This window comes from Streptomyces sp. NPDC048566 (genome assembly GCF_043199735.1).
GTDB lineage: Bacteria > Actinomycetota > Actinomycetes > Streptomycetales > Streptomycetaceae > Streptomyces.
In genome coordinates, this window is the sequence record NZ_JBICWL010000008.1 from 71,954 (window position 1) to 93,967 (window position 22,014).

The 22,014-nt window shown below is 74.9% G+C and carries 12 protein-coding genes and 1 pseudogene; 8 read left to right on the plus strand and 5 right to left on the minus strand.

Annotated elements, in window-relative coordinates:
* Nucleotides 1–172: 172 nt before the first annotated feature.
* Nucleotides 173–358: a DUF6104 family protein gene (locus ACGFS9_RS15690; RefSeq protein WP_037620917.1), complete on the minus strand. Its 186-nt coding sequence runs from the start codon at nt 356–358 to the stop codon at nt 173–175.
* A gap of 161 nt (nt 359–519) precedes the next feature.
* Here ACGFS9_RS15690 and ACGFS9_RS15695 point away from each other — a divergent pair, with 161 nt between their 5' ends.
* The 8 genes and pseudogenes from ACGFS9_RS15695 to fxsT all read left to right on the plus strand — a co-directional run bounded on the left by ACGFS9_RS15695 (nt 520) and on the right by fxsT (nt 14,865).
* On the plus strand, nt 520–966 hold the full coding sequence (locus ACGFS9_RS15695) for a CU044_2847 family protein (protein ID WP_393253788.1): 447 nt from the start codon (nt 520–522) through the stop codon (nt 964–966).
* A 68-nt stretch (nt 967–1,034) separates the two neighbouring features.
* Nucleotides 1,035–3,080, plus strand: coding sequence for a trypsin-like peptidase domain-containing protein (locus tag ACGFS9_RS15700; protein ID WP_393253596.1), 2,046 nt, complete (start codon nt 1,035–1,037; stop codon nt 3,078–3,080).
* Nucleotides 3,081–3,239: 159 nt separating this feature from the next.
* A complete protein-coding gene (locus ACGFS9_RS15705) occupies nt 3,240–4,268 on the plus strand; it encodes an AAA family ATPase (protein WP_393253597.1) in 1,029 nt (342 codons plus the stop codon).
* A gap of 7 nt (nt 4,269–4,275) precedes the next feature.
* Nucleotides 4,276–7,593, plus strand: a complete 3,318-nt coding sequence (locus tag ACGFS9_RS15710) for an SAV_2336 N-terminal domain-related protein (protein WP_393253598.1) — start codon at nt 4,276–4,278, stop codon at nt 7,591–7,593.
* A 59-nt stretch (nt 7,594–7,652) separates the two neighbouring features.
* Nucleotides 7,653–7,883: an FxSxx-COOH cyclophane-containing RiPP peptide gene (gene fxsA / locus ACGFS9_RS15715; RefSeq protein ID WP_393253599.1), complete on the plus strand. Its 231-nt coding sequence runs from the start codon at nt 7,653–7,655 to the stop codon at nt 7,881–7,883.
* A 454-nt stretch (nt 7,884–8,337) separates the two neighbouring features.
* A pseudogene (locus ACGFS9_RS15720) lies at nt 8,338–9,432 on the plus strand (FxsB family cyclophane-forming radical SAM/SPASM peptide maturase); the annotation flags it as partial.
* Between the two features lie 539 nt (nt 9,433–9,971).
* On the plus strand, nt 9,972–11,657 hold the full coding sequence (locus tag ACGFS9_RS15725) for an aKG-HExxH-type peptide beta-hydroxylase (RefSeq protein ID WP_393253600.1): 1,686 nt from the start codon (nt 9,972–9,974) through the stop codon (nt 11,655–11,657).
* Between the two features lie 196 nt (nt 11,658–11,853).
* Entirely contained in the window at nt 11,854–14,865 is a 3,012-nt protein-coding gene (gene fxsT / locus ACGFS9_RS15730; protein WP_393253601.1) for an FxSxx-COOH system tetratricopeptide repeat protein, read from the plus strand.
* A gap of 128 nt (nt 14,866–14,993) precedes the next feature.
* Here the strand turns inward: fxsT and ACGFS9_RS15735 are convergent, their stop codons facing one another.
* The 4 genes from ACGFS9_RS15735 to ACGFS9_RS15750 form a co-directional block, all read right to left on the minus strand.
* A complete protein-coding gene (locus tag ACGFS9_RS15735) occupies nt 14,994–18,812 on the minus strand; it encodes a multifunctional oxoglutarate decarboxylase/oxoglutarate dehydrogenase thiamine pyrophosphate-binding subunit/dihydrolipoyllysine-residue succinyltransferase subunit (RefSeq protein WP_393253602.1) in 3,819 nt (1,272 codons plus the stop codon).
* 282 nt (nt 18,813–19,094) lie between these two features.
* Entirely contained in the window at nt 19,095–20,207 is a 1,113-nt protein-coding gene (locus ACGFS9_RS15740; protein ID WP_393253603.1) for an ATP-binding protein, read from the minus strand.
* A 70-nt stretch (nt 20,208–20,277) separates the two neighbouring features.
* Nucleotides 20,278–21,015: a response regulator transcription factor gene (locus ACGFS9_RS15745; protein ID WP_393253604.1), complete on the minus strand. Its 738-nt coding sequence runs from the start codon at nt 21,013–21,015 to the stop codon at nt 20,278–20,280.
* 112 nt (nt 21,016–21,127) lie between these two features.
* Nucleotides 21,128–21,805, minus strand: a complete 678-nt coding sequence (locus ACGFS9_RS15750; RefSeq protein ID WP_393253606.1) for a spermidine synthase — start codon at nt 21,803–21,805, stop codon at nt 21,128–21,130.
* Between the last annotated feature and the right edge of the window lie 209 nt (nt 21,806–22,014).

Here is a 22,014-nt window from a genome sequence, read left to right on the forward strand (position 1 = left end):
CGCGCCGGCGGCCCCGGAGCCCGCGAACCGGATGACGCGGGGCGAGGGGGCGGCGGGGCGGGGCCCGATCGGGGGCGCGGCGGGGCGGGGCGGAAGGCACGACGAAAGAGGGGCGGGACGAGGACGGCCGGGAAGGGGGAGGTGCCGAGCGAGGAGTGGCGCGCGGCGACGGCTACGCGTCGTCCTCGTCCTCGTCGTCCAGCCGCGCCAGCCACGTCGCCAGCCGCTCCACCGGGACCTCGAAGTCCGGGTTGAGGTCGACGAACGTACGCAACTGCTCGGCGAGCCACTCGAAGGTGACCTCTTCCTCGCCGCGCCGCTTCTCAAGTTCCTCGATGCCGCGGTCGGTGAAGTACATGGATCGTGCTCCGTCGGTGATGGGGAGGTGGAAGGCTGGAACGCTGGGAAAAGGATAGGCGGGCGGCCGTGCCCGCGAAGGGCCCCTGTCCTGTACGGGGACCTGCCGCTAGCCTGCGAGGCCGGCGGTACCACGGGGGCGTGGGGGAGACGGGGGATGTCATGGGGGACGCGGTGACCCGGATCGCACGGATCGAGATGCCCGACGGAACACCGGTGTGGGCGCGGATCTCGGGCGCCGACGAACTGGAGGAGCCGTCCGGCGAGCTGTCGCTGAGCGACGTGGCCTTCGAGGACCGCGTCGAGGCCCGGGTGGAGAGCCTGCGGTCCGTCGTCACCAGCGTCGCGCGCTCCCTCGCCGGACCGCTGCGCGCCGTCCGGCCCGACGAGGTGAGCGTCGCGTTCGGCATCGAACTGACCGCCAAGGCCGGCAAGGTGGTCGGCCTGCTCGCGGACGGGGAGACCAAGGCGGGCATCACCGTGACGCTCACCTGGAACGGCGGCCCGCCGGACCTGGACGGCACCGGCGGCCGGCCCGGCGCGGGCGCGTCTCCCGGCGCCCCGGCGCACGGCGGTGCGGGCGACGCCCCCGCCGGGGGCGGAGCATGACGCAAGGGCACGCCCCGGGCGCACCGGGAGGCCCCGGGAACGCCCACCGTGCGCTGCGTGATCTCGTCATGGCCGCCACCGTGCGCATCCACCGCGCCGGCGCCGGGTATGCCCCCGACGAACCCGGCACGTTCCTCGGCAGCGGCTTCTTCATCGCTCCGAACTGGGTTCTGACCTGCGCGCACGTGGTGCCGAGCGGGGAGGGGTGCGAGGTGACGGTGGTGTACGAGACGGGGCCGGGCGGCAGCTCGGCCGTCGCGGGCGTGGTGGCGGCGGCGCTCCCGGACCGCGCCGGGCTGCCCGTGCGCGGCACCTGGCCCGCCCCGGACCTCGCCCTTGTGCGGCTCGGCGAACCGGCGGACCACGACTGCGCCTACGTCACCGAACGCCCGGCGGCCTACTACGAGGAGTCCGTCGTCCTCTACTCCGGCTGGTCCGTGGTCGGCGGGGAACTGCGCCGGCTGAGCGGCACCTGCACGGTGCAGGGCACCCTCGGCGGCTGGTCGGACGACGAGCAGATCCGGCTGGGCGGCGACGTGCTGCCGCCCGGCGTCTCGGGCGGCCCCGTCGTCGACCCCGTACGCGGAGAGGTCGTCGGCGTGCTGAAGTCCCGCGCGGACCGCGGACTCGGCGGCACCTGCACCGGCGTCGAGCAGTTACGGTCGCTGCCGGTGCCCGCGGCCCCGGCCGCCGCCGAGCACGACGACGCCTACCAGGCCGTCTTCCACGCCCACGACCGCTACCACCGCGACCGCCAGCGCCACCCCGACACCCGCCGCAGCACGTGGGCCGACGTGCAGAACCAGCTGGGTGCCCGGCCGGGCCGGGCGCTGAGCCCCGAGGAGCGCACCCAACTGCTCGGCCGGCTCGCCGACCTGCCGCCGCCCGCCGGCACCCGCGCCCTCCTCGACCTGCTCGAATCCCTCGTCGGCGACCGGACCGCCATCCCGCACCCGGCCCCGCGCGGCTGGCGGGACGGACTCGGCGCGCTCTACGAGAGCGCCCGCCAGGACGCCGCGCTCGACCTCGTCCTCGACTACGCCATGCGGGCCATGTCGGCCGAACGCCCCTTCGTCACCCCGGGCACCCGGCCCGCCGAGCGGGCCCTGTGGGAATGGGTGCGGCAGACCGCCGAGGGCCGTCCGGGCCCCGGATTCCGGCGCCGGCTCGGCCAGCAGTGGATCGAGCGGCTCCAGCTCCCGCCGCGCGGACCGACGGCACCGGGGGCGGGCACCGCGCGCGACCCGGTACGGAGCGCCGACCGTGCGCCCCGGCTGTTCGTCCTGCTCGAACTGGAGGAACGGGGCTGGGAACCGGGCCGCTGCGACTGGCATGTCGCGGTCGGCCGGCCGAGCGGGGAGGCGCTGCGGCTCCGCGACGGCGAGCGCGCCCCGGTGGAGGACCTGCCGGCGCTCCTCGCGCCCGCCCTCGCGGAGGCATTCCGCCAGTGCGACGAACCCGGACGGCCCGCCCACCTCCAGGTCGCGCTGCCCCACCTGCTGCTCGGACTCGACGTCGACACCTGGCGGCTGGGCCCCGGCGAGCCGCCGCTCGGCGCGCACCGCCCCGTCGTCGTGCGCTGCGCCGACCGGGAGTGGCCGCCCGGCGACGGGAGCGGCCTCTCGGACGCCGAGGATGCGCCGGCGCGGGAGGAGCGGCACGAACGGGAGGCACGGTGGCGGTGGATCCACGCGCACGGCGCCGAGGCCGAGGTCCTCGACTGCGAGGACGGGCTGCGGGTCCCCGTCCCCGCCGCCGAGTCGCTGCGCGGGCTGCCGCACCGGACCGTCCCCGTGCTCTGCCGCTACGGCGACGACCGCTTCGAGGACGACCGGGTGGCCCTCGTCCGCATCGTGCACGGCGGGTACGGCGTGGCCCTGTGGCGGCGCTGGCGGGGCCAGGCCGACGCCGTCTGCGGCGAGTTCCACCGCAGGGCGGGCGACACGGTGGCCGGCGCGGGCGGCGCGGACCGGCTCCCGGAGCTGGTGCTCGCCCTGCGGGCCGGACTGCGCGCGGGCAGACCCGAGACCTACTGGGCGGACGGGATCGCCCTCTTCTACGACGACCCGCGCCGGCCGCTGCCCGGCACCGGGGACCTGCTGGAGGCGCCGTGACGCCGCCCGCCGGAGGGCGCGCTCGCGCGACGCGCCGGGGAGAGCCCGGGCGGGCCACCGCGAGCCCTCCGTGGGACCTTACGGGGCCCATCCCGGGTCGATACGGTGGGGCGACTCCGACTGTTGCCGTGGTGGACGAGTGACGACGAGGACGGGGCAATGACCGAATCCAGCGAGTGGCTCATCTACCGGGGCGCCGGCGAACCCCACGACGGGCTGGACCGCCTCCCGCCCCCGCCGCCCTGGCGCGACTTCGCCGGCCGCGCCACCGCCGCGTCCGGAGCCGACGGTTCCGAGGACCGCCGGCTGGGCGCCCACCGCCACCTGGCCGAACTGCACCGGCCCGGCGCCGAGGAACTGGAGATGATCAACGCGGCGCTCTACCTGCGCCGCCCGCTGCTCGTCACCGGAAGCCCCGGAGCGGGCAAGAGCACCCTCGCGCACTCCGTGGCCTACGAGCTGGGCCTGGGCACCGTGCTGCGCTGGCCGATCGTCAGCCGGTCCGCGCTCCAGGACGGGCTGTACCACTACGACGCCATCGCCCGCCTCCAGGACGTCCAGATCGCCGCTCCCCAGGGCGCCGGACCGGCCGCGCCCGGCGCCCCCGGGTCCGTCGAGGGCATCGGCGGCTACATCCGCCTCGGCCCGCTGGGCACCGCGCTGCTGCCGTCCGACACCCCGCGCGTGCTGCTCATCGACGAACTCGACAAGAGCGACATCGACCTGCCCAACGACCTCCTGAACGTCCTGGAGGAGGGCGAGTTCGCGATTCCCGAGCTGGAACGCGTCGCCGACCGGCTGCCCGGCGGCGAGGCCGAGGTGCTCACCGCCGACGGCTCCAGGGCACGGGTGCGCGACGGGCGGGTGCGCTGCCGCGCCTTCCCCTTCGTGGTGCTGACCAGCAACGGGGAACGGGACTTCCCCGCCCCGCTGATGCGCCGCTGCATCCACCTCGAACTGGGCCGCCCGGACCACAAGCGGCTCGCCACCTTCGTCCGCGCCCACCTCGGCGACGAGGCGGCCCGCGCCGGGGACGACCTGATCACCCACTTCCTGGAGCGTTCGCGCAGCGAACTCGTCGCCGCCGACCAGCTCCTGAACGCCATCTACCTCACCGACGCGGCGGCACCGCCCAGCCGGGACCGGCTCGCCGACCTGCTCATCCAGCGACTTGACCGTCCGAGGTGACGGGCTGATGACCGGCGGCGACCCGATCGCCGAACTCGTCGCCCGGCTGCGGCTGACCGGGCTCGACCCCGACGCCGCGCAGCTCGCCGACGCGCTCTGGCTCGCGCGCTGGTCCCGTCCGTCGGACACCGCCGACGGCGGGCCGGCCGGCGGGCCGGGGAGCGAACCGCCGACCGGTGCGCGGCCCGCCGGGCAGGAGCCGCCCCCCGCCCGCACCGGCCCGCCGGCCGCCACCCGCCCGCCCGCCGACGGCGGCACCACCGGACCGCACCGGCCGGACCCCGCCACGGACCGGCGTGTGGCGCTGTATCCGGTCCGGCGGGACGGCGCCCCCCGCCGCCCGCACGGCGACCGCGCGGCGGAACTGCCGGTCGGCGTCCCCGCCGCCCCCGCCTTCCCCTCCCCACTCGAACTCCAGCGCGCCTTACGGCCCTTGCAGGGATACCGGACCGCGGCGCCCCCGCTGCGCCGCAGGCTCGACGAGACGGCCACCGCCGAGCTCAGCGCCCGCGCGGGCGGCCTGGTGCTCCCCGTCTTCCGGGGCGTGACCCGCGGCGACGCCACGCTCCAGCTCGTGATGGACGCCTCCTCCTCGATGCGCGTGTGGGACCGCATGTTCGGCGAACTGGAGCAGGTCTTCGGCCAACTCGGCGCCTTCCGGGGCATCGAGGTCGGTTGCCTGCACCAGGGCCCGGACGGCGAGCCCGCCGTCGGCCGCGGCCCCGACCCCGAAGCCGGCCCGCTGCACTCGGCCGACCGGCTCAGCGACCCCACCGGCCGCCGGGTCACCCTGGTCGTCAGCGACTGCGCGGGCCCGCTGTGGCACAGCGGCCGTGCCCACCGGCTGCTGCACCACCTCTCCCGGCTTGGTCCCGTGGCCGTGCTCCAGCCGCTGCCCCAGCGCCTGTGGAACCGCACCCGGCTCCCGGTGTCCCACGGCCGGCTCACCCGTGGCGAGGCCCTCGCCGGCGCGGCCACGCTGAAGGTCCGACTGCCCGCGGGGCCACCACCGGAGGCCCACGCCGGCGCCCTCCCCGTCCCCGTCCTGCCGCCCGAACCGGCCGCCCTCGGCGCCTGGGCACGACTGCTGTCCGGCACCGGGGCGGGACCCGTCGCCGGCGCGGTCGGCTGGGTCCGGCCCGACCACGCGCCGGCCCGCGGACCCCGCGCGGGGCGACGGCTGTCCGGACTCGAACGCGTCAGCCGCTTCCGGTCCAACGCCTCCCAGGCGGCCGGCCGGCTGGCCGGCTATCTCGCGGCGGCCCCGCTCAGCCTCCCGGTGATGCAGCTCGTCCAGCGCACCATGCTCCCGGACTCCGGGCCCTCCGAGCTGGCCGAGGTCCTGCTCAGCGGGCTCCTCGCACGCGCCACGGCCGAGGAGCAGGGCGAGGACGGCGCCCCCTGGTACGCGTTCGCGCCCGGCGTCCAGGAGGCACTGCTCTCCCCGCTCGGCCGGGACGAGGCCATGCTCGTGCTCAAGCACTGCTCCGAGTACATCGAGCACCGCTTCGGCCGGGGCGGCCCCAACTTCCCCGCCCTGGCGCTGGCCCAGCTCGGCGACGGCGGCTCCGGACGGACGCACCCGCCGGGCTCCTGCTACCCGGGCGAGAACGGCGACGGCGGCGGCGCCACCCTCGTGCCGCAGCCCTTCGCCGAAGTCGCGGCCCGGGTCCTGGAACGGTTCATGCCCCTGCCCGAGCAGTTCGCGCCCTACGGCGCCCGCGGGCGCGACGCCCTGCCCGGCGACCGGCCCAGCCACGCCGCCGTGGTCCGGGCCCGCTCCCTGGCCCGCCGGTTCGACAGCGACGGCATGGTGCAGGACCTCATCGACGCCGTCCAGCTGCTGCGCGGCGCCACCGAACACGAACGGCCCGCCGGAGCCGACCCCGAACTGTGGGCGGAGTACGCCACCTGCGTCCTGCGGCTGTGGGAGGTGCAGGGCGGAGCCGACCTGCTGCGCGAGGCGGAGGCCGCCGCCGAACGGGCCGTCGCGCACCCCCGGGCGCTGCGCGAACGCGCCGCCCTCGCCCGGGTGCTGCACGCCGCCGCCACCGACCGGCGGCGGCGCCGCGACCCCCGGGGCGCCCTCGACCTGCTGCGCCGCGCCGACCGCGAGTACGCGGTGGCCTGCGCCGCCCCCGGCCTGGAGGACGCCGAGGCGCTGCGGCTCACCCTGGAGCGGGTGCGCGCGCTGGAGGAGCAGTGGCGCCTCGGCGGCGACAGCGCCGTCCTCCAGGGCGCGGTCGGCATGCTGGAGGCGTTCGCCGACGCCTGGCCCGACGAGCGGCCCCGCCCGCCCGAACTCCCGCTCGCCCACGGCCGCGTCCTGCTGCGGCTCTCCGGAGCCACCCCCGATCACGAGCAGGCCCGGCTCTACGCGGAGCAGGGCGCGCACTCCCTGCGCGCCGCCCTCGAACCCGGCCCCGCCGCCCTGCCCGGCGCCGCCGCGGAGACCGGTCGCGTCCGCGTCCTCCTCGACCTCGTCGACGCGATCCTCCGCTCCGGCGGCCCCCTCGACGACGCCCGGACCCACCTCGACGAGGCGCTCTCCCTCACCCGCGACCAGGGGCTGCGCGCCGCCCTGCACGTGCGGGCGGGCCGTGTCCACGTCGCCCGGTACTCCGAGACCGGCGACCCCGGTGAACTCCGGCAGGCCGCCGACCTGTTCCGGCGGGCGTCCCGCGGCGTTCCCCGGGACGACCCCGCGCACGCGGACGTGCTCGCCGAATGGGGCGAGGCACTGCTGCACCTGGCCGTCCTGGACCGCGGGCCCGACGCGCTGTCCCGGGCCGTCCGGGTGCTGCGCGACTGCCGGGCCGAGACCCCCGCCGGCAACCGCTCCCTGGCGCACCGGCTGCTGCTGCTCGGCCGCGCGCTGATGCTGCGCTACCGGGCCCGCGGCGACCGGGTCGACCTGCGGGAGGCGGAGCACCTGCTCGGGCTCGCGGCCCTGGAGGAGGGACCGCCGCTGACCACCGCGCACTGCTGGCTGGAACTCGGGCAGGCCCAGTTCGAGGCGTACCAGAGCCTCGGCCGCAAGGCCCGTCTCGACGAGGCCGTCGACGCCTTCCGAGCGGCGGCCGAGTCCGCGCGCGAGGCCGAGGAGGAGGCGGAGACCGACCGGCGGCGCCGGGAGGCCGTGGAACTGCGGGCGCGCGCCCAGCACTGGCGGGGTATGTCCTACGAGGCGGCGGCGCGGCCCCGGGCCGCCCGGGAGGCCTACCGGGCCGCACGGGACGACTGGGCCAGGCTCCCGGAGGACGCCCTGAGCACGGGGGAGCCGACGGCCCGGCAGACGGCCCAGCGGCTGGCCGAGCTGGGGTGAGCGAGCAGGTGCCGCGCCGGACTCCGCCGGCGCGCGACAGGGAACCCGAGGGGGAAGACATGGGCGTACGGGACGGCGCGCGCGACGCGGACGGCACGGGGGACGAGCCGTCGGCACCGGCGGTGCCGGCGGATCGGCGGGCGGGGTCGGAGGTGCCCGACCTGCTGGAACTGGACCTCGCGCACCTGCGGTCCCTCCGGCACCCGGTGCTGGACGAGGTCCTGGCCGACCTGAGGGAGCGGGCCGGGCTGCCGAGCGAGACGCTGTGGGGGTTCAACAACTCCTTCTGAACCGGGCCCCGGACGCGCGGCGGCCGACCGCACGGACCGGCCGGACGCGATGCGATGGGCCGACGGCCGCGCCCGGCGGAGCGCCGGGCGGCCTCCGCGGCCGCCCGCGGCGAGGGCGCGGGACGTCCGTTCCGGTCCCCTCCCGCGACGGAACCGGACAACTTCGGGCGCCCCGCGTTTGTGTCCGGGCCCCGCCCGGGAATGCCGCCCCGTACGGGCAGGGGCCGGGGCGCGGTGCGCGCCGCGGAACCGCGAGGCCGTACGTCATGGGGGTGCCGGAGTGTCGGAAGAGGCGGCCCCCGCGCATCCCACGACGCCCGCCCCGCACCGGGACACCCCACATCCCGGACCGCGCGCCACCGCGACCTCCCGCCCCGCGGACCTCGGACCCGCGCACCCGCACGCCGTCCCCTCCGGCGGACCGCCGTTCCCCTTCCGGCAGTTCGTCGTCAAGATGCACGGCCGCTGCAACCTCGCCTGCCGCTACTGCTACCTCTACGCGGGCCCCGACCACGGCTGGCGCGACCGCCCCGCCGCCGCCCCGCCCGCCGTCCTGGAGCGCACCGCGCGGCGGATCGCCGAGCACGCCCGCGCCCACGGCCTGCGCGCCCTGTCCCTCGTCCTGCACGGCGGCGAACCGCTGCTCGCCGGCGCCGGCACCCTCGCCCGGTTCGCCGGCCGCGTCCGCCGGCTCGTCCCCGACGACTGCGCCGTCCACGCCACCGTGCAGACCAACGCCACCCTGCTCACCGAACGCCGGCTCGCCGTCCTCGCCCGGCACGGCGTCCGCGTCGGCATCAGCCTCGACGGCGGCCTGGCCGAGCACAACACGCAGCGCACCGACCACGCCGGACGCCCCTCCTGGCCCGCCGCCGCCCGCGGGGCCCGGCTGCTCGCCGCACACCACCCGCGGGCCTACGCCGGCATCCTCACCGTGGTGGACCCCGCGTCCGACCCCGTCGAGCTGTACGAGTCGCTGCTCGGCTTGCGGCCCCCCGCCGTGGACCTGCTGCTCCCGCACGGCAACTGGTCCGCCCCGCCCCGGGGCTGGCGACCCGGCGGCACGCCGTACGGGGACTGGCTGAGCGCGGTCTTCGACCGCTGGTGGAGCGCCGGGCGGCGGGAGACGCGCGTCCGTCTCTTCGAGGAGTGCCTGGCGCTGCTGCTCGGGCTGCCCGCCGCCACCGAATCGCTCGGACTCGCGCCGTTCGACGCCCTCGTCGTGGAGACCGACGGTTCCATCGAGCAGGTCGATTCCCTGAAGTCCTGCTACGCCGGGGCCGCCGAGACCGGACTGGACGTCTTCCGGCACCCCTTCGACGCCGCCCTCGACCATCCGGGGGTCGCGGCCCGGCAGGCGGGCACCGCCGCGCTCGCTGCCGCGTGCCGGGCCTGCCCGCTGCTCACGGTCTGCGGCGGCGGCCACTACGCCCACCGCTACCGGGCCGGGCACGGCTTCGCCAACCCGTCCGTCTACTGCGCCGACCTCCAGCGCCTCATCCGGCACGTCGCCGCACGACTCACCGAGGCGGCCCCGCCCCCGCCGCCGACCGTGACGGCAGGCCGGGCGGCGCCCGCCGCGGTGCCTCCGCGCCCCGTCGCGCCCGCCGCGGGACTCGCCACAGCCGCGGGGCCGGCCACCGGTCCCGGCACGAGCCCCGCCGCGGAGCTGGCCACCGGTCCCGGCACGATCCCGGCCGCCCCCGCCGTCCGCGGCCCGACCGCGCTCCCTGTGGGCCACCCCGTCCCGGCTACCGCCGCGACGGCCTCCGTCGCCACCGCCGCAGCCTCCGCGGTCTCCGTCGTCCCGGCCTCCGCCGGTGCGTCCCCGGCTGCCGTCCACGTGGTGGCCGATGTGCCGACGGCCCCCGCCGCTGCCTTCGTCGTCCCGGCCTCCGCGAGTGGGTCGCCCGATGTGCCTCCGGCCGCCGCCTCCGTGGTGCCCGCCGTGCCGCCGGCCTCCGCCTCCGCCGCCGCCTCCGCCGGTGCGCCGGCCGGCGTGACCCCGGCTGCCGTTCCCGCGGCGCTCGGCGTCCCGCACGCTCCCGCGCCTCCCACCGCCCCGGCCGCCGCCGAAGGAGGTGTGCGGTGATCCATCCGCCGGTCCCGGAGCGGGCCCTGGACGAACTGGGCCGTACCGGAGGCGGACCGGAGACGCTCGGGCTCCTCGTCCGCGACCAGCACACCCGCCGGCTGCTCCTGGTCCGCGCCGTCCACGACGCGGCCGAGGCCGCCGGCCCGCGGGTCCTGCCGGCCGCCGCCCTGACCCGGCTGCACGAGGACTGGGCCCTGCTGGAGGAGACGGAGCGGTTGGAGCGGGCCGGCCGCCCCGCGCACCGGGCCGCAGGGCCGGACTCCGGTGCGCCGCCCGGCGCCGGGCGGGCACACCGGGACGCGGCGGGCGCGCGGGCCGGAGCGTCCGGCATCGCGGACGGCCGCGCGCCTCAAGCCGCAGCGGCGCCGCCTGCCCCGGCCCCGGACCTCCCCCTCGCCGTCCCCTGCCCGGCCGGACCGGGCGATTATGTCCCGTCCCCGCCGCACTCCCCGCCCCGCACCGCCGACCCCACCACCGGGGCCGCGTTCCCCGTACCGTCCCCGACCGGCGTCCGGTCCCTGCTCCTGCACCCCTTCATCGGCCCCTGGGCCCGCGACGCGCTGCGCGGGCTCGGCGCGGTGAGCGGGCCGGACGCCGACCGCGACCCGGGCGAACCGGCCCGCGCGCTGGCCCACTTCGCCGCGCTCGCCGCCGTCGCCGCCGTCCGCGCCGGAGTGTCCTGCGCCGTGCGGCTGACGGCACGCGACGGCGTCCTCACCCTGCCCTCGCTCGGCGCGCTGCGCACCGGGCGGGGCGACACCGACGTGGGCCTCGTGCACCGGCGAGGGCGGCTGACGTTCCGCCGGCCCGGCGAGGCGGACGTGGTCGTGCACGCGCAGAGCGGCGTCGGCGCGTGGTCGGACGCCGCGGCCTGGACACCCGCCCACGCGCTGCCGGGCCTGCTGCCCGGCACCGGGCCCGTGCCCCTCGACGACCTCGACCCGTACCGGACCGCGCGCGGGGGACACCGGCCGCGCACCCTCGGCGGCCCGGCCACCCTCGACGACACCGACCGCAAACTGTGGCTGCACGCCTGGTCCGGCACGGCCGCGGCGCTCGGGCTCGGCGGCGAGCACCGCCTCGCCGAAGCGGCGGCCCTGCTGCGCTGCCTCGTGCCGCTCACCCTGCCGTCCGGCGCACGGGGCGGGGCGGGCGGCAGTTGCAGCGCCACCCGGCGCGAGGCCTTCGGCGCGGTACTGAGCAGCACCCCGGCCGACGGCACCGCGTTCGCCGCCACCCTCGTCCACGAGATCCAGCACACCAAACTCGCCGCGCTCGGCGACCTCGTGACCCTGCATCACGCGGACGCGCGGGAGCGGTACTTCGCGCCGTGGCGCCCCGACCCGCGCCCGTACGACGGCCTGTTGCAGGGCGCCTACTCCCACCTCGCTCTGGCCGACTTCTTCCAGCGCACGGCCCGCACCGCGCCGAGCCCGCTCCGCCGGGAAGCCGCCTGGGCGCAGCACGCCCACTACCAGGAACAGGTCCGGGCCGCCCTGCCCGCGCTCGTCGGATCCGGTGATCTCACCCCGCGCGGACGCCGGTTCGTCGACCGCATGGTCGAGACGTGCGAACGGCTCGCCGAACAGCCGGCGCCGCGCGACCACACCGCACGGGCCACCGCCTACGTCCGCGCCGCCCGCACGCTGTGGGCCCGACGGCACGCGCCGGGCCGGTGAACGGCTTCCCGCCACCGGCCGGATCGAGCCATCCTCGCCGAAAGCCGCGGCTTCCCGGACGCGGGCCCCTCCGTACGCCAAGATCGGCGCTGAACACGTTTGCCCCAGGACCGTGGGCAGGCGGCGGGCGGCCGTGTCGGCGCCCTACCGCCGGCCCTCGCGGCGGTTCTAAAATCACGCGCGGGGAGGCCGCTGCATGTCTGGAGCTCGTACGCCGGTCCGGCCAGCCGAGAGGGAGGCCGCGAAGCAGACCGTCACGATCAGCTTCGCCGGGTTCAACCGGGCCTGGGCCGCCTGGATCGGGGACCGCCTGGAGCGGCGTGGCCATCGCGTGGTGTACCAGCGCTGGGACGCCCCGGCCGAGGTCCCCCTCGCCGACCTGCTGCGCGACCTGACCCTCGCCCGGGGCCGCATCCTCGTCGTCGTCAGCGAGTGGTACTTCCAACTCGGCCCGCGCAGCCAGGAGGAGTGGAACACCGCGCTGCGCGAGGTCGTCGCCCCCGACCCGTCCCGGTTCGCCGCCGTGTCGGTGACCACCGGCGCGGTCCCCGCGGCGACCGCCGTGCTGGGCGCCGTCGACCTCAACAACATGGGTGCCGACGAGGCCGAGCGCCGCGTCCTGGACCGACTCGACCTGCCCTCCGCCCCGCTGCCGGAAGCCGCCGAGACCGCCCGGCGGGGCCCGCGTTATCCGGCCGCCATGCCCGAGGTGTGGGGCGGCGTCCCGCGCCGCAACACCCGCTTCACCGGCCGCGAGCTGCTCCTGAACGACGCCTACCACCTGCTCCAGGGCGCCGAGCCCGGCGCCGGCGTCGTCACCCTGCACGGCATGTCCGGCGTCGGCAAGACGCAGCTCGCCGCCGAGTACGTCTACCGCTTCGGCTCCGAGTACGACGTCGTGTGGTGGGTGAACGCCGAGAAACGGGTCACCTACCGCCGCCGACTGGCCGAGCTGGCACCGCAGTTGGGCCTGTCCACGGGAGCCGAGTACGGCGAGCGGCTGCGGGCCGTGCGCGACGCGCTGCGCCGCGGCGAGCCGTACGGCCGCTGGCTGCTCGTCCTGGACGGCGCCGACGAACCCGACCAGATCTACGACCTCGTGCCCACCGGCCCCGGGCACGTCCTGATCACCTCGCGCAACCCGGAGTGGAGCGAGCACAACAGCCGGCTCCTGGAAGTACCGGTCTACGACCGGGACGAGTCGGTCGCCTTCATCCGGCGCCGCGCGCCCCGCCTCACCGAACCCGAGGCCGACCAGCTCGCCGAGGCGCTGGAGGACCTGCCCCTCCTGCTCGACCAGACCGCCGGCTGGCTCAACGACTCCGACCTGTCCGTCCGGGAGTACATCGCCCTGCTCGACGGCGGCATCGACCAGGACGTCGTCAAGATCTCCGCCGACTTCCCGGTCGCCTTCCAGACCGCCTGGTCGATACTGCTGAACAAACTCCGCGACACCGTCCCGGAGTCCGTCGACCTGCTGCGCCTGTGCACCTTCTTCGCACCCGGCTTCATCCCGGTACGCCTGCTGAAGGAGATGCCGCACGACCAGCTGCCCGAGCAGATCGCCGGCCTGCTCAACGACCCGCTGCTGTGGAACCGGGCCATCAACCAGCTCCGCCAGTACTCCGTCGTCCGCCTGGAGTCGCACGAGGCGGCGGGCGACGAGGCGGCCTCCTCCGGCGAGTCCCTGTACCTGCACCGCATGGTCCACCAGATCGTCCACAAGGACATGCCGGACGAGGACCGCCGCGAGTTCGTCGACGTGGTCCGGCGCGCGCTGGCCGCCGCCGACCCCCGCCGGCCCACCGACACCCGCCTGTGGCCCGGCTACGCCGAGATCGTCCCGCACCTGAAGTTCGCCGACGTCCTGCCGAGCAAGGACTCCGCGGTCCAGTCGCTGGTCTTCAACTGCCTGCGCTACATGTACCTGTCGGGCGAGTACCGGGCCGGCATCAAGCTCGGCGAGCGCGCCCTGGCGGCCTGGAAGCCGCTCCTGGGCGAGAACCACCCGCGCGTGTGGGAACTGACCTACCACTACGCCAACCTGCTGCGGGCCGCCGGCGACTACCAGGCCACCGAGGTCCTGGAGCGCGCCACCGTCGAGCACCTGCGCGAGCAGCGCGGCGAGCAGGACCTCGACCACCTGCGGGCGCTCGGCGGCCTCGCCGCCGACCTGCGGGGCCTCGGCCGCTACGACGAGTCCCTGCGGATCTCCGAGCGGCTGCTGGTCCTCTACCGAGAACTCCTGGGCGACGCCGACTCCCGCACGCTCAACGCCCAGAAGAACCTCGCCGTCTCGCTCCGCCTGCTGGGCCGCTACCGGGAGGCGCTCGACGCCGACCTGCGCACCCTGGAGTCGCGCCGCCTGCTGCTGCGGGGCCGCCACCCCTGGACGCTGTACTCGGAGATCTCCTACGCGACGGACCTGCGCCTGCTCGGCCGCTACGCCGAGGCGGAGTCGGCGCAGCGCACCAGCGTGCGCGAGCACCGCAACGTGATGGGCCGGGACAACCCGCAGACCCTGGACGCCGAGCACAACCTCGCCCTGTGCCAGTACCGCACCGGCGACCGCAACGCGGCGGGCCCGATGTTCGCCGGCGTGCTGGAGCGCTGTGAGCGCGTGCTCGGCGAGACCGACCCGCAGACCCTGCGCTTCGCCGTCGGCACGGGCTGCTTCTACCGCGAGCACGGCGACATCGACCAGGCCCGCGAGATCGGCGAGTCCGTTCTCGCCCGCTACGAGCTGATGCTGCCCGCGGGGCATCCGTTCATCGTCGGCGCCCGCGCCAACCACGCCCTGGTACTGCGCGCCGTCGGCGAGTGGGACCAGGCCCACGAGCTGATCGAGCAGGCGGTGGCCGACATGACGGCCGCCGTGGGCGAGCGGCATCCGTGGACGCTCGGCTGCGCGGTGAACGCCGCCGCCCTGCGCAACCTCGTCGCCGGCCCCGAACCGGCGGCCGAGCTGAGCCGGCAGACGGCCGCCCGGGCCGCTGAGATGCTCGGCCGCACCCATCCGCTCACCCTCTCCGCACGGGTGGCGCTCGCCGCCGACCTGCGCGGGCTGGCGGCCCGCCAGGAGGCCGAGAAGATCGAGCAGGAGGCCCTCGCCGACCTGGACGCCACCCTCGGCGCCCGGCACGTCCACACCCTCTCCGCCCGCTCCCGCACCCGCCCCCACTGGGACTTCGAGCCGCAGTCCACCTGAGCCCCGGACGGGCGACGACGGCACGCCGAAGGGTCCGGCCCGAGTCCACGGGGGACTCGGGCCGGACCCTTCGTTCGGTACCGGCGGGCCGCCGCGCCCCTGGGGGAGGCGGCGGCCCGGTACGGCGGTCAGGCCTCGAACACCTCACGCACCAGCTGCTCCTGCTCCGCCTGGTGCCGCTTGGCGGAACCGACGGCGGGCGACGAGGAGTGCGGACGCGAGATGCGGCGCAGACGCTCGCCGTGCGGGACGTCCGCCCCGACCGCGAGGTCGAGGTGGTCGATCAGGTTGAGGGCGATGAACGGCCAGGCACCCTGGTTCGCCGGCTCCTCCTGGGCCCACAGGTACTTCTCGGCGTTCGGGTACTTCGCGATCTCCGCCTCCAGCTCCGCACCCGGCAGCGGGTACAGGCGCTCGATGCGGATGATGGCGGTGTCCGTGGCGCCGCGCTTCTTCCGCTCGGCCTCCAGGTCGTAGTACAGCTTGCCCGCGCAGAACACGACCTTGCGCACGGCGGCCGCGTCGACCGAGTCGTCGCCGATGACCGGGCGGAACTCGCCCGACGTGAACTCCTCCACCTTCGAGGCGGCGGCCTTCAGGCGCAGCATCGACTTCGGCGTGAAGACCACCAGCGGCTTGTGGTGCGGGTTGTGCACCTGCCACCGCAGGAGGTGGAAGTAGTTCGACGGCAGCGTCGGCTGGGCGACCGTCATGTTGTTCTGGGCGCACAGCTGGAGGAAGCGCTCGATACGGGCCGAGGAGTGGTCCGGGCCCTGTCCCTCGTAGCCGTGCGGCAGCAGCAGGGTGACGCCGGAGGTCTGGCCCCACTTCTGCTCGGCGGCCGAGATGTACTCGTCGACGACCGTCTGGGCGCCGTTGACGAAGTCGCCGAATTGCGCCTCCCACATCACCAGCGCGTCCGGGCGGGCCAGCGAGTAGCCGTACTCGAAGCCCATGACCGCGTACTCGGAGAGCAGCGAGTCGTAGACGTTGAGGCGGGCCTGCTCGTCCGAGAGGTACTGCAGCGGGGTGTAGTCCTCGCCCGTGACCCGGTCGATCAGCACCGCGTGGCGCTGGCCGAAGGTGCCGCGGCGCGAGTCCTGGCCGGACAGCCGCACCGGCGTGCCCTCCAGGAGCAGCGAACCGACGGCGAGGGTCTCGCCCATGCCCCAGTCGATCGTGCCGTCCTCGATCATCGACGCCCGGCGCTGGAGCTGCGGGAGCAGCCGCGGGTGCACGGTGACGGTGTCGGGGATGTTGACCTGGGACTCGGCGATCCGCTTCACGACCTCCTGGGAGACCGCGGTGGACACGGCGACCGGGAACTCGGCGCGCACGTCCGGGGAGTGCGCCTCGGGAGCCTGCGCGACCGCCTCGCGGACCTCGGTGAAGACCTTCTCCAGCTGGCCCTGGAAGTCCTGGAGCGCCTGCTCGGCCTCTTCGAGGGTGATGTCGCCGCGACCGATGAGCGACTCGGTGTAGAGCTTGCGCACCGAGCGCTTCTTGTCGATCAGGTCGTACATCAGCGGCTGGGTGAACGCCGGGTTGTCGGACTCGTTGTGGCCCCGGCGGCGGTAGCAGATGAGGTCGATCACGACGTCCTTGTTGAACGCCTGACGGAACTCGAACGCCAGCCGCGCGACCCGGACGACGGCCTCGGGGTCGTCGCCGTTCACGTGGAAGATCGGCGCCTCGATCATGCGGGCCACGTCGGTGGCGTACATGGAGGAGCGCGAGGACTCCGGGGCGGCGGTGAAGCCGACCTGGTTGTTGATGACGATGTGGACCGTGCCGCCCGTGCGGTAGCCGCGCAGCTGCGACATGTTGAGCGTCTCGGCGACCACACCCTGGCCGGCGAAGGCCGCGTCACCGTGCAGGGCGACCGGCAGGACCGTGAAGTCCGTGCCGCCCTTGTTGATGATGTCCTGCTTGGCGCGGGTGATGCCCTCGATGACCGGGTCGACGGTCTCCAGGTGGGAGGGGTTCGCGGCCAGCGAGACGGCGATCTGCTCGCCGTCCAGGCCGGTGAAGGTGCCCCGGGCGCCCAGGTGGTACTTCACGTCGCCGGAGCCGTGCATCGACTTCGGGTCGAGGTTGCCCTCGAACTCGCGGAAGATCTGCGCGTACGACTTGCCGACGATGTTCGCGAGCACGTTGAGCCGGCCGCGGTGGGCCATGCCGATGACGACCTCGTCGAGGCGGGACTCCGCGGCGCTGTCGATGACGGCGTCCAGCAGCGGGATGACGGACTCGCCGCCCTCCAGGGAGAAGCGCTTCTGGCCGACGTACTTCGTCTGCAGGAACGTCTCGAAGGCCTCCGCCGCGTTCAGCCGGCGCAGGATGCGCAGCTGCTCCTCGCGCTCCGGCTTGGAGTGCGAGCGCTCGATGCGGTCCTGGATCCACTTGCGCTGCTTGGGGTCCTGGATGTGCATGAACTCGACGCCGGTGGTGCGGCAGTACGAGTCGCGCAGCACGCCGAGGATGTCGCGCAGCTTCATCAGGGACTTGCCGGCGAAGCCGCCGACCGCGAACTCCCGCTCCAGGTCCCACAGGGTGAGGCCGTGCTCGGTGATGTCCAGGTCGGGGTGCTTGCGCTGGCGGTACTCCAGCGGGTCGGTGTCGGCCATGACGTGGCCGCGGACCCGGTAGGAGTGGATCAGCTCGAAGACCCGGGCGGCCTTGGTGACGTCGTCGTCGTGGCTGGCGTCGATGTCCCTGAGCCAGCGGACCGGCTCGTAGGGGATGCGCAGCGCCTCGAAGATGTCGTCGAAGAAGCCCTGTTCGCCCAGCAGCAGGTTCGCGACGATCCGCAGGAACTCGCCGGAGGCGGCGCCCTGGATGACCCGGTGGTCGTAGGTCGACGTGAGCGTCATGACCTTGGAGATGCCGAGCTTGTTCAGGGTGTCCTGGGAGGTGCCCTGGAACTCCGCCGGGTAGTCCATCGAGCCGACGCCCATGATGACCGACTGTCCGGGCATCAGGCGCGGCACGGAGTGGACGGTGCCGAGACCGCCGGGGTTGGTCAGGGAGACCGTGACACCGCTGAAGTCGTCCATCGTCAGCTTGCCGTCGCGGGCGCGGCGGACGATGTCCTCGTAGGCCTGCCAGAACTCGAAGAAGTTCAGCGTCTCGGCCTTCTTGATGCCCGCGACGACCAGCTGGCGGTCGCCGTTGGGCTTCACGAGGTCGATCGCGAGGCCGAAGTTGACGTGCGGCGGCTTGACGAGGGTGGGCTTCCCGTCCTTGTCCGCGTAGTGCCAGTTCATCGACGGCATGGCCTTGATGGCCTGCACCATCGCGTAGCCGATGAGGTGGGTGAAGGAGATCTTCCCGCCCCGGGCGCGCTTCAGGTGGTTGTTGATGACGATGCGGTTGTCGAAGAGCAGCTTCACCGGGACCGCGCGCACGGACGTGGCCGTCGGCAGCTCCAGCGAGGCGTTCATGTTCTTCGCGACGGCACCGGCGGGACCGCGCAGGGTCACGTACTCGGGGCCCTCGGGCGCCTCGGCGGCCGGCTCGGCCTTCGGCTTCGCGGCGGCCGGCGCGGCCTTCGCGGGAGCCGGGGCGGCGGCGGGCTTCGGCGCCGGGGGAGCGGGCGCCGGAGCGGGGGCGGCCGGAGCGGGGGCCGCCTGAGGCGGCGCCTGGCGGGCCGCGGGCGGCGCGGGCGCGGCCGGAGCGGCCGGGGTGGTCTCTGCGGCCCCCGCGGCCGCAGTACCCGCCGGAGCCGGCGCGGCGGGCGCACCTGGCTTGTAATCGGCGAAGAAGTCCCACCAGGCACGGTCCACGGAGTTCGGGTCCTGGAGGTACTGCTGATAGATCTCGTCGACGAGCCACTCGTTGGGTCCGAAGGCGGCGGCGGGGTTCTTCCCGGCTTGGTCCTCGGTCTGGGGGGCACCTCCCGCCCGCAGGGTGGGGGAGCTCGAGTTACTGGTGGACTGTGGCGACACGGCGGCAACCGCCCTCTTCCGCTTCACAAGGTGATGGACAGCGGGAATAAAGGCTACGCCTCCCTGGCCGGGAAGGTCAGGCCGGGCCCGTCCAACGTCGTGCAAGTCACATCGGAATCCGCGTTTCGCCCAGGGAAATGGCGGGAAACAAGCGGGGTTCCGCTTCGGAGGGCCTACGACAGCCCGGGGGCGCGGGGCGACGCCCGCGGCCCTGTGCCTGATCACACGGATGCACCCGGTGGCGACCGTGGTGGATCTTGCGGCTCCGCTTCGAACTTTACGTCAACTTGGCAGAGAAGGGAGGCCCGGAAGAGTGACCTGAATCCGGCAACCCCGCTCGGATTCGGCCACGGCGATGCGTCCGCCGTGCAGATCGACCGCCCAGCGGGCGATGGCCAGGCCCAGGCCGGTGCCGCCGTCGCTCCCGGGACCGTGCGGCGAGGGCACCCCGCCCCGGTTGAACCGCTCGAAGACGCGGTGCCACTCCGACTTCGGGATGCCGGGCCCCTCGTCCAGGACCTCCAGCGCCAGCGCCTCCGGATGATCGCCGCGGCGCGCCCTCACCGTGACCCGCCCGTGCGCCGGACTGTGCTTGACCGCGTTGTCGATGAGATTCGCCACGACCTGGTGGATCCGCTCGGGGTCCGCGTGCGCGGTCAGCTCCGGCGGGGAGACGTCGAGGTGCAGGTGCACGTCGGTGCGGGTGTGGCTGCCGGAGCCCGAGGCGAGTTCCGCGCGGGCCGACGAGACCATGTTGGCCTCCTTCAGCACGCCCGACAGGTAGGGCCACACCTCGAAGCGCCGCCGCCGCAGCGGCACCACCCCGTTGTCCAGCCGCGACAGGTCGAGCAGCGTCTCCACCAGCCGTCCGAGCCGCTCCGTCTGCTTCAGCGCGATACGCATCGTCTCGGGGTCGGCGGCGGACACCCCGTCCACCACGTTCTCCAGCACCGCCCGCAGTCCCGCGATGGGAGTGCGCAGCTCGTGTGAGACATTCGCCACGAGTTCCTTGCGCTGCCGGTCCTGGGCCTCCAGCTCGTCGGCCATCAGGTTGATCGTCTGCGCCAGGTCGCCCAGCTCGTCGCGCCGGTCGTCGCGCACCCGCCGGGTGTAGTCGCCGTGCGATATCGACCGGGCCACCGCGTTCATCTCGTCCAGCGGGGCGGTGAGCGAGTGCGCCACGAACTGCGTGATCAGCAGCGTGGCGATCATCGAGAACACCGTGATGAAGCGGATCTCCGTCTTGGTGTGCACCGCGATCATCGACAGGCCCGTGGTGATGAGCACGGAGATGACGACCAGCGCGCCCAGCTTCGTCTTGATCGAGAAGGGCCGCACCCCCGCCCAGCGGCCGGCGCCCGCCCGCCCGCGCCCTCGGTCGCCGAGCCCGCTCATCACATCAACCCCTCAGGAAGGTCCCGGACGCGTTGCCGCCGACGCACCGCCGTCCCGGCGGCCGTCCCGCTCAGGGGTTCGGCGTCTCCAGCGCGTAGCCCACGCCGTGCACCGTGCGGATCCGCTCGGCACCGATCTTGCGGCGCAGCGCCTTGATGTGGCTGTCCACGGTCCGGGTCCCGGACGCGTCGGCCCAGTCCCACACCTCGGCGAGCAACTGCTCGCGCGACAGTACGGCACGCGGGGTGTTCGCGAGGCAGACGAGCAGGTCGAACTCGGTCGGCGTGAGGTGCACGTCCTCGCTGCGCACCCGCACCCGCCGCTGCGCGTGGTCGATCTCCAGCTCGCCGAGCCGCAGGATGCCGCTGCGCGGTGTGGAGGCGGCGACCACCGCGCGCTCCACCCGGCGCAGCAGGACGTGCACCCGCGCGGCGAGTTCGCGCATGGAGAACGGCTTCGTCATGTAGTCGTCGGCGCCCACGCCGAGCCCGACCAGCATGTCGGTCTCGTCGTCGCGCGCGGTGAGCATCAGCACGGGCACCGGGCGGGCGGCCTGCACGCGGCGGCAGACCTCCAGGCCGTCGAAGCCGGGCAGCATGATGTCGAGGATCAGCAGGTCGGGCTGCCATGCCTCGGCGGTGTCCACCGCGGCCGGACCGTCGCCCGCGGTTTGCACGAGGAACCCCTCGGCGCGCAGCCGGGCCGCGATGGCCTCGACGATCGTCGGGTCGTCCTCGACGACCAGCACCCGGCGCTGAGCGCCGGGTGTCGCCGTCGTGCCGTTCTGGGAGGTGTGTGTCTGCTCCATCGCCCGCCCCTGAGTGTGCTTTCCGGAATCCGTGGGGTGATCCCATGACTGCGCTTGACGCTTGAATGATCCGCGTCAGAGAAGCAGGGTACGGGCAGGCGTGGGCCCCCGGCTATCCAGGCCTTACCGCGAGATGCACCACGTCGGGAACGCCCCGGGCAACGGGGATCTCTTCGGTACGGACCTGCTGGAACCCGGCATTCCGCAAGGTTCCTTCAAATTCCGGAGAGGGCTGCGCGGACCACACGGCCAGTACGCCACCGGGCCTCAAAGCCCTTGCGCAGCTTGCCAGTCCCGCCTTCGAGTACAGGTTCGCGTTGTCCTCGGTGACCGTCCAGTCCGGGCCGTTGTCGATGTCGAGGCACAGCGCGTCGAACGTGTCGGAGATCTCACGGAGGCGGGCGACGAGATCCCCCTCGACGATCTCGGTCCGCGGATCGGCGAGCGCCGCGGCCGACACCTCCGCCAGCGGGCCCTCGCGGTGCCAGTCGATGATGGCCCGCTCCCGCTCGACCACCGTGATCCGCCCCCAGCGGTCGTCCGCGGCGGCGTGGGCGAGCGAGAAGCCGACGCCCAGTCCGCCGATCAGCACGCTCGGCTCCGGGCGGCCGTCCAGCGCGTCGCGCGCGGCGTCCACCAGCAGTCGCTCGGAGCGCCCGTCCGAGGTGTCCATCAGGAAGCACCCGTTGGCGATGATCTGCAGCAGCGCGCCGTGGCGCCGCAGCACGACCTCGCCGTACGGGCCCTGGCGCCGGTCGATGACCACGGGGGTGTCGTACGAGGCAGTCATGGCGTCCATCCTGGCATCCGCGCCCGGTGTCCCCGTGCCGCCCCGACGCACGGGGACGCACCCACCCGGACACCCGCCGCAGCCCGCTCCCGGACCCGCGCCCGCCCGGACCTCTGCGCTCCGGGACCCGCGCCCGCCCGGACCTGTGCCCGCCCCGATCTGCGCGGGTGCTGTTGTGAAGTGCCGGGCGCGGGGCACCCGTCGTGCAC